Source organism: Streptomyces sp. NPDC059355 (assembly GCF_042752335.1).
Taxonomy (GTDB): Bacteria; Actinomycetota; Actinomycetes; order Streptomycetales; family Streptomycetaceae; genus Streptomyces.
The window spans coordinates 1-13,071 of record NZ_JBHYXN010000044.1 but is presented as its reverse complement, the minus strand read 5'-3'; the positions used below and the strand labels follow the sequence as shown (position 1 = coordinate 13,071).

Sequence of the window (13,071 nt, the reverse complement as noted above, 5' to 3'; positions counted from 1 at the left end):
CTGGTGGGGTGAAAAGCGAACCCACGCCCTTCGAGGGCGGCCCGATGGACGGCCGTGTCCTCCCGATCCTCCTCGGGCCGACCGGACACCCGCCGAAGTGGTACGAGATCCCCGTCCCGTCGGCCGACGGCGGCCCCGCGACGGTCCTGGTGTACGAGCGGGTCCCGGCGGGTCATTCCAAGCGGCTGCACCTCCAGAAGGGCTGGAAGTACGCGTACTCCCCGTCCGGCCGGGGGCCCGGGCCCCGCTGGCCCTGGACGAAGCCGGCCCCGCCGACCGCGTGATCTTGGCCGTCAGGGCCGTCAGGGCCGTCAGGGCCGTCAGGGCCGCGGCGCAGGCTCCGGCGGCGGCTGCGGCAGCGTCAGCACGGCCAGTGCCCCGCCGCCCTCCGCGTCCCGGAACTCCAGCCGCGCGCCGATGACCTCCGCCTGTCCCACCGCGATGGTCAGCCCCAGCCCGTGCCCCTTGCCCGTTCCCGCGCCACCGGTCCGGAACCGCTGAGGGCCGTGCGCCATCAGGTACTCCGGGAACCCGTCGCCGTGGTCCCGTACGGTCACCACCGGGCCGTCCACCGTCAGGACCACCGGCGCCCGCCCGTGCTTGTGCGCGTTGGCCACCAGGTTCCCCAGCACCCGCTCCAGCCGGCGCCGGTCCGTCTCCACGTGCGCGTCCCGGACGATCGCGAGCTCCGTCTCCGTCCCGGAGGCCCGGACCACCCGCCGCGCCAGGCGCCCCAGCTGGTGCAGATCCGTCTCCACCACCTCGCGCCCCGAGTCCAGCCGCGAGATCTCCAGCAGGTCCTCGGTCAGCCCGCGCATCGTCCGCACCCGCTCCTGCACCAGCTGCGTGGCCCGCCCCTCCGGCAGCAGCTCCGACGCCGCCTGCAGACCCGTCAGCGGCGTCCGCAGTTCGTGCGCGACGTCCGCCGTGAACCGCTGCTCGCTCAGCAGCTTCGCCTGCAGGGTTCCGGCCATCGTGTCGAGGGCGGCCGCCACCGTCGCCACCTCGTCCTGGTGCCGGGAGGGGTCCTTCGTGCGCGGATCGTCCACGCGCGCGTCCAGATCGCCCTGGGTGATCCGCCGGGCCACGGTCGCGGTCAGGTGCAGCCGCCGCGTCACCCGGGTCACCGCGAAGGCGCCCACCAGCAGCGTTCCGCCGATGGCCAGGACGGAGGAGCCGATGATCGCGTTGTCCAGGCCGTTGATCGTCCGGGCGCTCTGCGAGTAGTCCACGGCCGTCGCCAGGGCCTTGCCGTCCGCCGGCGCCGCCGCCCACATCGTCGGCCGGCCCTCGTACTCGGCCACCATCGTCGCGCGCTGCCCGGACACCGCCAGGGCGCGCAGCGCCGGGGGCAGCCCCGCCGGGTCGATCCCCGCGTCGGGCGGGAGGGCCTCGCCGGCCTCGTACTCGCGGGAGACGTCGTGGAGCTTCTCCAATGCCTTGTCCCGCGCCGCCGCGACGGTCTGCCGGGTCACCTCCACGTGCACCAGCGCGCCGAGCACGGCCGCCAGGGAGCAGCACATCACGATGATGAACAGCCCGGACTTCCAGGTCAGCGTGGCCGTCCAGGCGGGCAGCCGCCCCGGCACCCGCCTCACGGGGTGCCCTCGGCGGACGGCTTCAGCGGCGGGGACGCGGAGGGGCTCTGCGCCGTCCCCGGCAGCCGTACGATCTGCTCGCGCGTCGGCAGCATCGTCCGCTGCTTCTCGTCCCAGGACCACGCGGTGATCAGCTCGTAGCCCGGATTGCCGCTCGGCATCCGCAGGATCACGTCCCGCCCGGCCAGCTCCACGGTGACGAGGGTCTGCGTCGTCGCCATGATCCGGTTGAGGCGTCCGTCCGGGTCCGCCGTGTACGCCCGTACGGACATCATCCGGTCCGGCATCTCGATGCCGACGACGAGCTCGTCGCGGCCGTTGCCCGTCAGGTCCCGGTAGTACGGGGCCCGTACCGGGCACCGCTCGCGCGGCTGCCCCGCCCGCCCGCACGCCTTGACGGCCGCGACGGTCTCCGCGGGCATCCCGTCCGGGCCGACGCCGGTGTCCGGGTGGGCGGCCAGCTCCGCCTGGACGAGGGCCACCGGATCGACCTCGTGCACGTTCTGCCCCGACACCGGCGCCAGCCCCTGCACGTACTCCGGCGGCGCACCTCCCGGATCGGCGGGCGGTACGGAGGCCCCTTTGCGCTCCGGCCACAGATGTACGGGCCCGCTCGCTGTCGGGGTCGGACCGGCGCCCACCGGACCGCCGGTGTCGCCGCAGCCCGCCAGCAGGGGCAGCAGCGGGAGCAGGGGCAGGGCGAGCAGGGCGGCGCGGGCACGGGGGCGGGCACTCATCGGCGCATCTTAACCTTATGCGGACATATGACCGCTTCGGCGGCCTTCGGGAGCTCCCTGGTGATCCGCGCGGATCAGCCCTCGGTCCGCCCGCGGCGCAGCATCGCGAAGCCCAGCCCGGCCGCGCCCACCGCCGCGATGCCGCCACCCGCGGCGAGCAGCAGTACGCCGTCGCCCGGCCCGTCGGCCAGCGTGTCCAGGGTCCCGCCGGCGACCGTGCGGGCGTGCCCGGCGGAGGCCTGGACGACCTTGCCGTCCCGGATCCCGGTCTTGTACCCGTCGGAGACGGGCGTGGCGGTGCGGCCGGTCGCGTCACCCGTCTCGCCGACCCAGGAGGAGAGCCGGCCGTCGGGCTGCAGGGCCGCGTGGAGCGGGCCCGAGCGGGCGAAGCCGGCGGCGCCGTCGCGGCTGGTCAGGGTGGCCGCCTTGGCGCCGTCGGCGGCCAGGATGTCGGCCTGGAAGCCGCCGCCGGCGACCCGGTAGACCTTCGCCTCGGACACGCCGTCCGCGAGGGCGAGGCTCTTGACCAGGGTCCGCGGCGCACCCGCGGAGTGCGCCGCGGAGGCGGCGGGCACCCCCTCGGCGAGAGCGGCCGCGGCGGGCAGCGCGAGGAGGGCTCCGGCGCAGACGGTCACTGCGGCGGCTCGTACGAGAGTGCGGCGGTCGACGGTGCTCACGGGAAGTCCTTCGGTCCGGTCCAGGTGCGACAAACCTAGGAGCCCGCTGTGTCAGTACCGCGATGAGCATGTAACAGACACCCGGCGGAGTTCCGTAGAAGCTGTTACACGGCCGAGAACTCCACCGGGGGATTGCCGCGGGGCGTCCGGGCTGCTCCCATGTACGGCGGGGGGTGAGGTCCATGCGTGGACTCAAGGTGCTGCCGAGCGGCCGCCCCGGCCGCGGCCGGCTCTACGTCAACCTGCCCGACGGCCAGGCGGTGGCCTGGTACGACCGGCAGACCAACCGGATCAGCGTGCTCGCCGACCAGCACCGCGACGCGGTCGTGGCGGCGTTACGCCCGTACATCGCGGGCCCGTTCACGATCGGTCCACCGCCGGTGCCCACGCCGGCGGACCTGCGCAGACTCGCCCTTCCGCCGGACGAGGACCTGGCCCCGAACCGCCCCGGCGAACTCCTGCTGGGCGAACTGGAACACGGCTCGGCGGGTACCCGGGCCCGGCACCGGCTCCGCCAGGACCTGGCCGCCCAGCAGCGCATGGGCGACCTCCTCGACTCCCTCGAACCGGACGGCTGGCGGGTCCTGCACGGCGTCCCGCTGCCGGGCCTGGGCGGCGTCGACCACCTGCTCATAGGCCCGGCGGGGATCTTCTGCGTCCGTACGCTCCCGGGGCGCCGCCAGCGCGCGGCCGTCGGGGACCTGCTGCTCACGGTGGGCCGCGCCGAGCCGCGCCCCGACCCGCGCTGGATCCGCCTGGCCGCCGCCGCGGCCACCCGGGCGCTCGCGGCCCCGGTCCTGCCGGCCCTGGCCCTGGTCGACGCCTCCCGCGTCGACGTGGCCCCGACGGTCCGGGACATCCGCATCCTGGAGCCGGCGACGGCCCAGGCACACCTCGCCTCGGCCCCGGCCACCCTCAAACCCCCGGACATGGAGGCCCTGTTCACCCAGGCCCGCGACACCCGCACCTGGCTCCCGCCCCTCCCGCGCCGCCCCCGCCCGCGGTCCTTCATGGCCCGCAAGCCGAGGAGCGGCCGCTAGGGGGTGTCCGGCCCGGCCTCCGGATCAGGCCGGGCCCGCGGGGCGCAGCGCGCGCGGGCCCTTGCCCAGGCGGCGGTGCAGCAGGGCCCGCAGGGCGCCCGGGCTCTCGTAGCCGACCCTGCGGGCGACCGCCGCCAGCGGCAGGCCGGTGGTGCGCAGCAGGTGCTCGGCCTGCTCCACCCGCAGGTCCTGCACCAGCCGGATCGGCGGGCAGCCGAGCGTGCGGGCGACCGTGCGCTGCAGGGTGCGTTCGCTGACCCCGAGATCGCGGGCCGCCCCGGCGATGGACAGCGGCTCCGCGATGCGCGCCCGGACCCACTGCTCGAACGCGGCCACCAGCGGATCGTGGCGGGCCAGGGCGCTCGGGATGGCGTACGCGGCCTGCGAGGCCCGGTCGTCGACCACGAGGTAGTGCCGCACCAGGTCGGCGAGGGCGGGACTGCGCATGCCCACGATCGCCAGCGCGAGGTCGAGGTGGCTGAACGCGGCGCCGGCGGTGGTGATCCCGTCCGAGGTGGTGACCATCCGCGTCTCGTCCACCGTGACCTTGCGGTAGCGGTCCCGGAAGACCGGGGCGAGCCACCAGCTGGTGGTGGCCCGGCGGCCGTCGAGCACCCCGGACTCGGCGAGCAGGAACGTTCCGGTGCAGGACGTGGCGAGGGGGGTGCGGCGTTCACGGGCTTCGGCGAGCAGCCGGCGCGCGGTGCGGTGCCCGGCGGAGGCCACCGCCTCCACCAGCGCCTCGGGGCGCCGCTCCATGAGGGCCGGCACGACGAGGAGATCGGCGTCCTCGGCGGTGCGGGCGGGCTCGGTGTCGATCCGGTGGCCCAGGCCGGTGCGCACCGTGCGCCGGACACCGACCGTGCGGATGTCGAAGGCGGGCGGCGGGGCTCCCGGCAGCCGGTCGCGCAGGGCGTTGGCCGTGTGCAGGACGTCGAGGACGGCCGAGACGCCGGAGTCGAACACCCCGTCGAGGACCAGGACGGCGGTTTTCACCGGCTCACCCTAGCGGGCGCCAGAGCAGAGGGGCGAGTGTCGGAATCGGTGTGCAAGGTGCCGGATCCGTCACTCCCGCGGCTGTCGGGGCGCGCCTAGGGTCGGGTCATGACCACGCCCCGCACCACCCCGTACGCCGCCTCGGCCGGCGCCGACCGCTCCCGTACCCACACCTGGCACTCGCGGCCCGAACTCACCCCGGAGATCCTGGGCATGAGCGGGCTGGAGGTCCTGCAGGCGTGCCTCGAGGGCGCCCTGCCCGAGGCCTCGATCATGAGCACCCTCGGCTTCCGGCTGGCGGAGGCCGAGGAGGGCTTCGTGGTCTTCGAGGGGGATCCGGGCGACCACCTCCTCAACCCGATGGGCACGGTGCACGGCGGGTTCCTGGCCACGCTCCTCGACTCGGCACTCGGCTCGGCCGTGATGACCCGCCTCCCGGCGGGCACCACGTACACGACCGTGCAGCTGGGGGTGCACATGATCCGGCCGGTACTGGCGCAGACACCCACGCTGCGGTGCGAGGGCACGGCCCTGCACGTCGGGCGGACCACCGCCACGGCCGAGGCGCGGGTGGTCGGCGCCGAGGACGGAAAGCTGTACGCGCACGCCACGACCACCTGCGTGATCCTGCGGCCTTAGGGGGTTTCTTGCCGATCAGGCCGAGGCCCGCTTGCCGGGGGTCGTCTTCTTCGTCGCGGCGGCGGTCTTCTTCGCCGAGGCCGCCTTCGACGTGGACTTGGCGGTGGACTTCGTGGCCGTCGACTTGGCCGCCGTCGACTTGTCCGCGGTGGACCTGGCCGAAGTCGACTTGGCCGACGCGGTCTTCTTCGTACCGGAGGCCGCCGTCTTCTTCGTCGCGGCCGTGGACTTCTTCCCGCCCACCGACTTCGGTGCGGCCGCCGTCTTCCGCCGGATGGGGGTGACCTCCGCCTGCGGGCCGGCCTCGCCCCGCGAGGCCTTCGCCGCGCTCACGCTCTTCTCCAGCGCCGCCATCAGGTCGATGACCTTGCCGCCGGCCGGTTCCCCGTCGGACTCCGCCGGGGGTTCGAACGCACCCTCCGACTTCGCCGAGATCATGGCCTCGACGGCCTCCCGGTACTCGTCCGTCAACGAGTCCATCTCGACCTCGCCCAACGTCGCCATCAGCGCGTCCGCCAGGTCCAGCTCGGCCTCCCGCACCGACACCTTCCCCTCCGGAGCCACCCCCTCCGGCACCCGGATCTCGTCAGGCCAGAGCAGCCCGTGCATCGCGATCACGTCGTCGACCACTCGCAGCATGCCGAGCCGCTCCCGCCCCCGCAGCGCGTACTTGGCGATCGCGACCCTCCGGCTCCGCTTCAGCGCCTCCCGCAGCAGCGTGTACGGCTTGGCCGCCGTCGGCCCGTTCGCCGCGAGGTAGTACGCCGCGTCCATCTGCAGCGGGTCGATCTCGTCCGCCGGTACGAACGACACGATCTCGATCGTCTTCGCCGTGGCGATCGGCAGCTGCGCCAAGTCCTCGTCCGTGATCGGGATGATCGACCCGTCCGCCTCCTCGTACCCCTTGCCGATCTCGGCGGTCGCCACCTCCTCGCCGTCCAGCTCGCACACCTTGCGGTAGCGGATCCGTCCGCCGTCGCTCAGGTGGATCTGGCGAAAGGAGATCGAGTGGCTCTCGGTGGCGTTCACCAGCTTGATCGGAATGCTGACCAAGCCGAAGGAGATCGCCCCGTTCCAGATGGATCGCACGGTTCCTCCCGATTCATGGCAATCTCATCGTATGACGCCGATCACCATGGTGGAGGGGCGTCGCATCCCGCTCTCCAACCTCGACAAGGTGCTGTACCCCGAGACCGGCTACACCAAGGGCGAGGTGCTGCACTACTACGCCACCGTCGCCGGTCCGCTGCTGGCCCACATCCACGACCGGCCGGTGTCGTTCCTGCGTTACCCCGACGGCCCGGACGGCCAGCTCTTCTTCACGAAGAACCCGCCGCCCGGCACGCCCGCCTGGGTGAAAACCACCCCGGTGCCCCGCTCCGAGGACCTCTCCGCCGAACAGGTGGTCGTCGCGGACCTGCCCTCCCTCATGTGGGCCGCCAACCTCGTCGTCGAGTTCCACACCCCCCAGTGGCCGGCCGGCAGCCCGGCCCTCGCCGACCGGCTGATCATCGACCTCGACCCCGGCGCGCCCGCCACCGCCGTCGAATGCTGCGCCGTCGCGCTCTGGCTGCGCGAGCGCCTCGCCGTCGACGGCCTGCAGGCCTACGCCAAGACATCCGGCTCCAAGGGCGTGCACCTCGCCGTGCCCCTGGAGCCGACCCCGTCCGACCGCGTCTCCGCGTACGCGAAAACCCTCGCCCAGGAAGCCGAGCGCGCGCTCCCCGACCTCGCCCTGCACCGGATGGCCAGGGCCCTGCGCCCCGGCAAGGTCTTCGTCGACCACAGCCAGAACGCCGCCGCCAAGACCACCGCCGCCCCCTACACCCTGCGCGCGCGGGCCCGGCCCACCGTCTCCGCCCCCGTCTCCTGGGAGGAGGTCGCGGCCTGCCGCACCCCCGCCGACCTCGTCTTCCTCGCCGACGACATCCCGCCGAGGCTGGAGCGCGACGGGGACCTCCTCGCCCCGCTGACCGATCCCGGCCGCGCCCACCGGCTGCCCGCACTCCCCGGAGCCCGGCCGTGATCCGGGTCGCGCTCGCCGCCTCCGTGCGCACCCTCCCGCGCGGGGACGGACTCGCGTACGAGCCGAAGTTCGACGGCCACCGCCTCGTGGTCGTGCGCACCGCCGAGGACGTGGTGCTGCAGGCGCGCTCCGGCCGCATCGTGACCGCCGCCTTCCCCGATCTGGCGGCCGCGGCCCGGCAGTTGCCCGCCGAGACCGTCCTCGACGGGGAGGTGGTGGTCTGGCACGCCGGCCGTACGGACTTCGCCCTCGTCCAGCGCCGGGCGGCGGCCACGGCCGCGCGGGCCGCCGTGCTCGCCCAGAGCCTGCCGGCCTCGTACGCGGCGTTCGACGTGCTGGAACTGGCCGGGCTGGACCTGCGGGGGCGCACGTACGAGCGGCGCCGGGCCCTCCTGGTCGACCTGCTGCTCCCGCTCGGGCCGCCACTGCAGCCGGTCCCGATGACGACCGACCCGGAGCTGGCGGCCACCTGGTACGAGACCCTGCCCGCCAGCGGTATCGAGGGGCTGGTCGTCAAGCGACTGGACCAGACGTACCCGGCGGGCCGGCGCGGCTGGCAGAAGCTGCGGCACACGGAGGTGCGGGACGCGGCGGTGGTCGGCTACACCGGCACCCCGCGCCGCCCCCTCGCGCTGGTCCTGGTGCTGCCGGCCGGGGACGAGACCCCGCTGGTGTCGAGCCCGCTGACGGCGGCGCTGCGGGCGGACGTGGTGGCGGCGGTGGCGGCCCGCGAAGGGCCGGCCGGGGCCCCCGCCGGTGCCACGGTCACCGCGATCGGGATCGGCGAGGTGCCGTACCGCCCGCTCGACCCGCCGCTGACGGCCGAGGTCCGCCACCCCTCCACGGCCCGGCACCCGCCGCCGGAAGTGCTCAGGCTGCGGACGGAGCTCTGACGCCCGTGACCCGCGCCGTGACCCGCGCCGTGGCGTGGTGTGGCGCGGGTCGGAGCCGGTCGCGTCAGGCGTTCCCGGTCGGCTTGTAGGCCGGCGGCTCACCGTGCGGGGGCTGCTGCGGGCCCGGGTACTGCGGCGGGTTCCGGTAGCCGGCCTCGCGCTCGGCCCGGTCCTCCTCCTGATGGCTGCTCGTGGTGGAGCCGAAGTTCCCGTAGCCCTGCATCTCGTGCGGGCGCAGGCCGCCTTCGGGGATCTCCACGCTCTCGCGCTCCTCGCGGACCTCGTAGACCGCGCCCCCGTTCGGCAGGTGGGGCTGGCTCTCGGCGGTCGGCGGCGGGGGCTCCTTGGCCCGGACCCGCTGGCCGAGCTTGAAGCCGCCGAGCAGAACGCCGACGACGATGATCCCGACGATCAGGAACCAGGCGATGCTGCTCAGAGTCTGGTCCAGACTCAAGGTCATGTCCATACGCACTATTTTTCCGCATCAGTGACTGTTTCACCCTGAGTGCGGGGAGACCCCCGATCCGAGGACCGGACGACTGCCGCGCCGGATCGGGGGCAGGCGCAACGGCGACCCGCCCGGAAAGGAGCCCGAAAATGCCCCGCGGATCTTCACCCGAACGAGAACGCCAGTACGAGCACATCAAGGAGGGCGCCGAGCGGCGCGGCGAGTCCGAGGAGCGGGCCAAGGAGATCGCCGCCCGGACCGTCAACAAGGAACGGGCCCGGGCCGGCGAGTCCAAGACCGCGATAGGCAGTCGCTGGAGGACATCTCCTCCGCCCGCCGCGGCGGCCTGCGCTCCCACTCGGGCGCGCAGGGGCCGACGTACGAACAGCTCTACGCGGAGGCCAGGCGCCGCAACATCCACGGCCGCTCCGACATGAACAAGACGCAGCTCAAGCGTGCCCTCGGCGGCTGACACCCCGCGTCCGGACACTCCCTAGCGCAGCGGCCCGTCCGAATCGCGCAGCGCCCGCACTTCGTACCCGCCGAGCACGGCCAGGATCTCCGCGCAGATCGCCAGCGCCGTCTCCGGGGGAGTCCTGGCCCCCAGGTCCAGCCCGATCGGCCCGTGCACCCGCGCCAGGCCGGCGGTGGACACCCCGGCGGCGATCAGCTCCTCGCGCCGCCGGGCGGTGGTCTTGCGGGAGCCGAGCGCGCCCACGTACGGAATCCCCAGCGCGAGCGCGTTCCGTACGGTCGGCACGTCGAACTCCGGGTCGTGGCTCAGCATCACCAGGCAGGCGGCGTCGCGGCGCGCCTCCAGCAGCTTCCCGGCCTCGGCGACGGAGCCCACGAGTCCGGCCTCCCACCCCAGCAGCAGGGCCTGCGCCTCGATGATCTCGGCGAGCTCGCCGCCCCCGCCGATGACCACGTACGGGGCGGACGGGTACGCCTCCACGAACACCAGCCCGCGCTCCCCGTAGAGCGCGTCCCGCCCGGGCCGGCGCGTGGCCAGCAGCTCGCCGGCCCGCCGCCCGGCGTCGTCGGCCGGCGCGTCGACGGCCCGCACCACCTCGCTCACCGCGTGCTCGGCCCGCTCGTCGAGCCGGGTCACGAGCGCGACGCCGACACCCTCGCCGAGCAGGTCCCACCAGGCGGCGGGCACCGCCGACAGCGGCTGGAGCAGGATCTCGGCCCGCCCGCCGCAGGTCAGCTTCGCCAGGGCCGCCTCGTCGGCCCCCACCGACACGTCGCAGACCCGCGCGGTCGCCCCGGCGGCCACGGCTCCGGCCTCCGCCACCAGCTCGGCGTCGAAGACGCCCCGGTACAGGGCTCCTACGCACTCCCCGCGCGCGTCCACGAGCAGGGCCCCGGCGGGGTCCCGCGGCCCGAACCCCTGCTCGGCCACCGGCCGGGCCAGGAACGCGGCCCGCCCCTCGGCCGCCCACCGCCGCGCCGTCTCCACCAGCTCACGCATCGCGCCGCCCCATCCTCGTCGTCAGAGCCCGCACCGAAGCGCCAGGTCAGCGGCGCAACGCGGCCTCACGGCCAACCTATGCACGCCCCCCACCCCTTCCCATCCCGCAAAACCCACAGACCCGGACCCGTCCGACTCGTACGGACCACCGGACGGGACGCCCGACCCGAGTTGCACGCGGGCGCCGGGAGGCGTTGTTTCGAAGTACGGCAGGGAACGCCGGGGACGACCCTTGGGGATGACCCGCAATGCTCTTCACGGACCGCGACGACGCAGGCCGAAGGCTCGGCACGGAGCTCGCGAGGTACGCGGCGGACCGTCCCGTGGTGCTGGGGCTGCCGCGCGGCGGGGTCCCGGTCGCCTTCCACGTGGCCCACGCCCTCGGCGCCCCGCTCGACGTGATCGTCGTCCGCAAGCTGGGGGTCCCGTACCAGCCCGAGCTGGCGTTCGGCGCCATCGGCGAGGGCGGTGTACGCGTGATCAGCGAGGACATCGTCCGGCGCGGGCGGCTCGGCCCGCGGGACATCGCCTCCGTCGAGCAGGCGGAACAGGCGGAGCTGGCCCGCCGGGCCGCCCGCTACCGCGCGGGCCGGCCGCAGGAGGACCTCCGCGGCCGGACGGTGATCGTGGTGGACGACGGCATCGCGACCGGAGCCACGGCGGCCGCCGCCTGCCAGGTCGTACGGGCGCAGGGCGCGGCCCGGGTCGTGATGGCGGCCCCGGTGGCGCCGCCGGACGCGCTGGGGCGGGTGGGCGCGGTGGCCGACGAGGTGGTCTGCCTGTCCGCACCGCCGGGGTTCTCCTCGGTCGGACAGTGGTACCGGGACTTCTCCCAGACCCCGGACGAGGAGGTCGTCTCCCTCCTCGCCCAGTCGCCGCGCCGGCCGGACCCGCCGGAACGGGCGGAGGTGGAGGTCGCGGTGGAGGTGGAGGCCGCGGGCCTGCACCTTCCCGGCGACCTCACCCTCCCGGAGGGCGCGGGCGCGGTGGTCGTGTTCGCGCACGGCTCGGGCAGCAGCCGGCGCAGCCCCCGCAACCGCGCCGTGGCCGCGGCCCTGAACCGGGCCGGCCTGGGCACCCTGCTGTTCGACCTGCTCACCCCGGCCGAGGAGGCGGACCGCTCGAACGTCTTCGACATCGACACCCTGGCCGCACGCCTCGCCGCCGCCACGGCCTGGCTCGGCACCCGGACCACGGCCCCGCCGGCCTACTTCGGCGCCAGTACGGGTGCGGCGGCCGCCCTCGCGGCCGCGGCCTCCCCGGACTCGCCGGTCCACGCGGTGGTCTCCCGCGGCGGCCGCCCGGACCTGGCCGGATCCCGCCTCGCCGGGGTCCGGGCCCCCACGCTCCTGATCGTCGGCTCGGAGGACCACCGGGTCCTCGCCCTCAACCGCGAGGCCCAGGCACGCCTGCGCTGCGAGAACCGTCTGGAGCTCGTCCAGGGCGCCACCCACCTCTTCGAGGAGCCCGGAGCGCTCCACCGGGTCTCCGCCCTCGCCGAGCGCTGGTTCACCACCCACCGTCCGCCGTCCGCGACCCGCTGAGGAGCGGGGCGGGGCCGCCCGGGTGATCGTCGCCGCGACATGGGACGGAATGTGATCTTTTGATCACAAAGGGTCAACAATGGCTTCGTTCGTAGCCAGAGGCGCGCGCTTGCGGGCGTGACCCCTCCCAGTCCCGTGAGGACGGTTCTCTTGAGTCATCGAACGATCCGAACCAGACGCCTGAAGTCCGCCACCATGGTCGGGGCCGGTGTGCTCGCCGTGGCGCTCAACGTCGTCCCGACCACGACGGCCATCGCCGACGCGATCCACCGCTCCGGAGCCGACAGCGCCGTGGCCGTGCCCGGCCCCGCCGGCGTCGTCACGGGCGGTGACCACGGCGGCAAGCGCGGCCCGCAGGGCCCCCAGGGCAAGCCCGGACGCCCGGGCCACCCGGGCCGACCGGGAGCCCAGGGCCCGCAGGGTTACCAGGGCGCCCAGGGCGAACAGGGCTTCCAGGGCAACCAGGGATTCCAGGGGAACCAGGGCAACCAAGGGTTCCAGGGGAACCAGGGCTTCCAGGGCGAACAGGGCTTCCAGGGGAACCAGGGCAACCAAGGGTTCCAGGGCAACCAGGGGTTCCAGGGCAACCAGGGCTTCCAGGGCGACGCGGGTGCCATCGGCAGTTCGTACGTGAAGAGCGTCACGGGTACGTCGACCGCGTCCGTCACATGCGATGCCGGTGACGTCGCCACCGGTGGCGGAGTCACGCTCACGGACGGCAACCTCAGGGCGAGCTACCCGACCGGCGGCACCACCACCACGCCTCCCACCGGGTGGCAGGCCGTCACCACCGCCAGCAATCTGAACAACATCACCGTCTACGTGGTCTGCGCCGACGGGACGCCGTAACCCTCCCCGAAGAACGCCGGCGCCCCCGGGGGTGCGCCCCCGGGGGCCCGCGGTTTGCTGGGGCCCCCCCCCAAACGCCCGTGTGGTATTAAAATCTGTAGCGGCCGGCGGCCGCCCGATTGGTGGTAACGGGGGTGGGCGGGTGCTTTA

Annotated in this window: 14 protein-coding genes and 1 pseudogene; 8 read left to right on the top strand and 7 right to left on the bottom strand. The window is 74.5% G+C overall.

Features of this window, described 5'->3' with window-relative positions; translation table 11 throughout:
* The first annotated feature begins 8 nt into the window (after positions 1 to 8).
* Entirely contained in the window at positions 9 to 284 is a 276-nt protein-coding gene (locus ACFXGI_RS31080; RefSeq protein WP_384713836.1) for a hypothetical protein, read from the top strand.
* Positions 285 to 320: 36 nt separating this feature from the next.
* On the opposite strand, the gene ACFXGI_RS31075 is transcribed toward ACFXGI_RS31080, so the two are convergent.
* The 3 genes from ACFXGI_RS31075 to ACFXGI_RS31065 all read right to left on the bottom strand — a co-directional run bounded on the left by ACFXGI_RS31075 (position 321) and on the right by ACFXGI_RS31065 (position 3,012).
* Positions 321 to 1,598 carry an ATP-binding protein gene (locus ACFXGI_RS31075; RefSeq protein ID WP_384713833.1) on the bottom strand — a complete coding sequence of 426 codons (1,278 nt, stop codon included), beginning with the start codon at positions 1,596 to 1,598 and terminating at the stop codon, positions 321 to 323.
* Positions 1,595 to 2,335, bottom strand: a complete 741-nt coding sequence (locus ACFXGI_RS31070; protein WP_384713830.1) for a hypothetical protein — start codon at positions 2,333 to 2,335, stop codon at positions 1,595 to 1,597. The genes ACFXGI_RS31075 and ACFXGI_RS31070 overlap by 4 nt, the downstream gene beginning before the upstream one ends.
* Positions 2,336 to 2,409: 74 nt before the next feature.
* Entirely contained in the window at positions 2,410 to 3,012 is a 603-nt protein-coding gene (locus tag ACFXGI_RS31065; protein WP_384713827.1) for a hypothetical protein, read from the bottom strand.
* A gap of 182 nt (positions 3,013 to 3,194) precedes the next feature.
* Here ACFXGI_RS31065 and ACFXGI_RS31060 point away from each other — a divergent pair, with 182 nt between their 5' ends.
* Positions 3,195 to 4,052 carry a nuclease-related domain-containing protein gene (locus ACFXGI_RS31060; protein WP_384713824.1) on the top strand — a complete coding sequence of 286 codons (858 nt, stop codon included), beginning with the start codon at positions 3,195 to 3,197 and terminating at the stop codon, positions 4,050 to 4,052.
* 24 nt (positions 4,053 to 4,076) lie between these two features.
* On the opposite strand, the gene ACFXGI_RS31055 is transcribed toward ACFXGI_RS31060, so the two are convergent.
* The gene (locus ACFXGI_RS31055) at positions 4,077 to 5,048 is read right to left on the bottom strand and encodes a GlxA family transcriptional regulator (RefSeq protein ID WP_384713821.1); all 972 of its coding nucleotides are present in this window, start codon (positions 5,046 to 5,048) and stop codon (positions 4,077 to 4,079) included.
* Positions 5,049 to 5,156: 108 nt separating this feature from the next.
* Between ACFXGI_RS31055 and ACFXGI_RS31050 the strand changes: the two genes are divergently transcribed.
* Positions 5,157 to 5,687 carry a PaaI family thioesterase gene (locus tag ACFXGI_RS31050; protein ID WP_384713817.1) on the top strand — a complete coding sequence of 177 codons (531 nt, stop codon included), beginning with the start codon at positions 5,157 to 5,159 and terminating at the stop codon, positions 5,685 to 5,687.
* A 15-nt stretch (positions 5,688 to 5,702) separates the two neighbouring features.
* On the opposite strand, the gene ACFXGI_RS31045 is transcribed toward ACFXGI_RS31050, so the two are convergent.
* Entirely contained in the window at positions 5,703 to 6,776 is a 1,074-nt protein-coding gene (locus tag ACFXGI_RS31045; protein WP_384713814.1) for a Ku protein, read from the bottom strand.
* Between the two features lie 31 nt (positions 6,777 to 6,807).
* Between ACFXGI_RS31045 and ligD the strand changes: the two genes are divergently transcribed.
* Both ligD and ACFXGI_RS31035 read left to right on the top strand, forming a co-directional pair.
* On the top strand, positions 6,808 to 7,713 hold the full coding sequence (gene ligD / locus ACFXGI_RS31040) for a non-homologous end-joining DNA ligase (protein WP_384713810.1): 906 nt from the start codon (positions 6,808 to 6,810) through the stop codon (positions 7,711 to 7,713).
* Positions 7,713 to 8,606: an ATP-dependent DNA ligase gene (locus ACFXGI_RS31035; RefSeq protein ID WP_384713958.1), complete on the top strand. Its 894-nt coding sequence runs from the start codon at positions 7,713 to 7,715 to the stop codon at positions 8,604 to 8,606. The genes ligD and ACFXGI_RS31035 overlap by 1 nt, the downstream gene beginning before the upstream one ends.
* A gap of 64 nt (positions 8,607 to 8,670) precedes the next feature.
* Here ACFXGI_RS31035 and ACFXGI_RS31030 read toward each other — a convergent pair whose 3' ends face one another.
* Positions 8,671 to 9,072 (bottom strand): DUF6479 family protein, encoded by a 402-nt coding sequence (locus tag ACFXGI_RS31030; RefSeq protein WP_384713807.1) that lies wholly within the window; start codon positions 9,070 to 9,072, stop codon positions 8,671 to 8,673.
* A gap of 131 nt (positions 9,073 to 9,203) precedes the next feature.
* Here ACFXGI_RS31030 and ACFXGI_RS31025 point away from each other — a divergent pair.
* Positions 9,204 to 9,526, top strand: a pseudogene (locus ACFXGI_RS31025) (plasmid stabilization protein).
* A gap of 21 nt (positions 9,527 to 9,547) precedes the next feature.
* On the opposite strand, the gene ACFXGI_RS31020 reads toward ACFXGI_RS31025, so the two are convergent.
* Entirely contained in the window at positions 9,548 to 10,528 is a 981-nt protein-coding gene (locus tag ACFXGI_RS31020; RefSeq protein WP_384713804.1) for an XdhC family protein, read from the bottom strand.
* Positions 10,529 to 10,776: 248 nt separating this feature from the next.
* Here ACFXGI_RS31020 and ACFXGI_RS31015 point away from each other — a divergent pair, with 248 nt between their 5' ends.
* Entirely contained in the window at positions 10,777 to 12,072 is a 1,296-nt protein-coding gene (locus ACFXGI_RS31015; RefSeq protein ID WP_384713801.1) for a phosphoribosyltransferase family protein, read from the top strand.
* 150 nt (positions 12,073 to 12,222) lie between these two features.
* The gene (locus ACFXGI_RS31010; RefSeq protein ID WP_384713798.1) at positions 12,223 to 12,921 is read left to right on the top strand and encodes a hypothetical protein; all 699 of its coding nucleotides are present in this window, start codon (positions 12,223 to 12,225) and stop codon (positions 12,919 to 12,921) included.
* The last annotated feature ends 150 nt before the right edge of the window (positions 12,922 to 13,071 follow it).

Excerpts from the sequence above, each read along its gene's own strand:
- ACFXGI_RS31070 (WP_384713830.1), bottom strand. The coding sequence starts at position 2,335 with ATGAGTGCCCGCCCCCGTGCCCGCGCCGCCCTGCTCGCCCTGCCCCTG.
- ACFXGI_RS31060 (WP_384713824.1), top strand. The coding sequence starts at position 3,195 with ATGCGTGGACTCAAGGTGCTGCCGAGCGGCCGCCCCGGCCGCGGCCGG.
- ACFXGI_RS31050 (WP_384713817.1), top strand. The coding sequence starts at position 5,157 with ATGACCACGCCCCGCACCACCCCGTACGCCGCCTCGGCCGGCGCCGAC.
- ligD (WP_384713810.1), top strand. The coding sequence starts at position 6,808 with ATGACGCCGATCACCATGGTGGAGGGGCGTCGCATCCCGCTCTCCAAC.
- ACFXGI_RS31030 (WP_384713807.1), bottom strand. The coding sequence starts at position 9,072 with ATGGACATGACCTTGAGTCTGGACCAGACTCTGAGCAGCATCGCCTGG.
- ACFXGI_RS31020 (WP_384713804.1), bottom strand. The coding sequence starts at position 10,528 with ATGCGTGAGCTGGTGGAGACGGCGCGGCGGTGGGCGGCCGAGGGGCGG.
- ACFXGI_RS31015 (WP_384713801.1), top strand. The coding sequence starts at position 10,777 with ATGCTCTTCACGGACCGCGACGACGCAGGCCGAAGGCTCGGCACGGAG.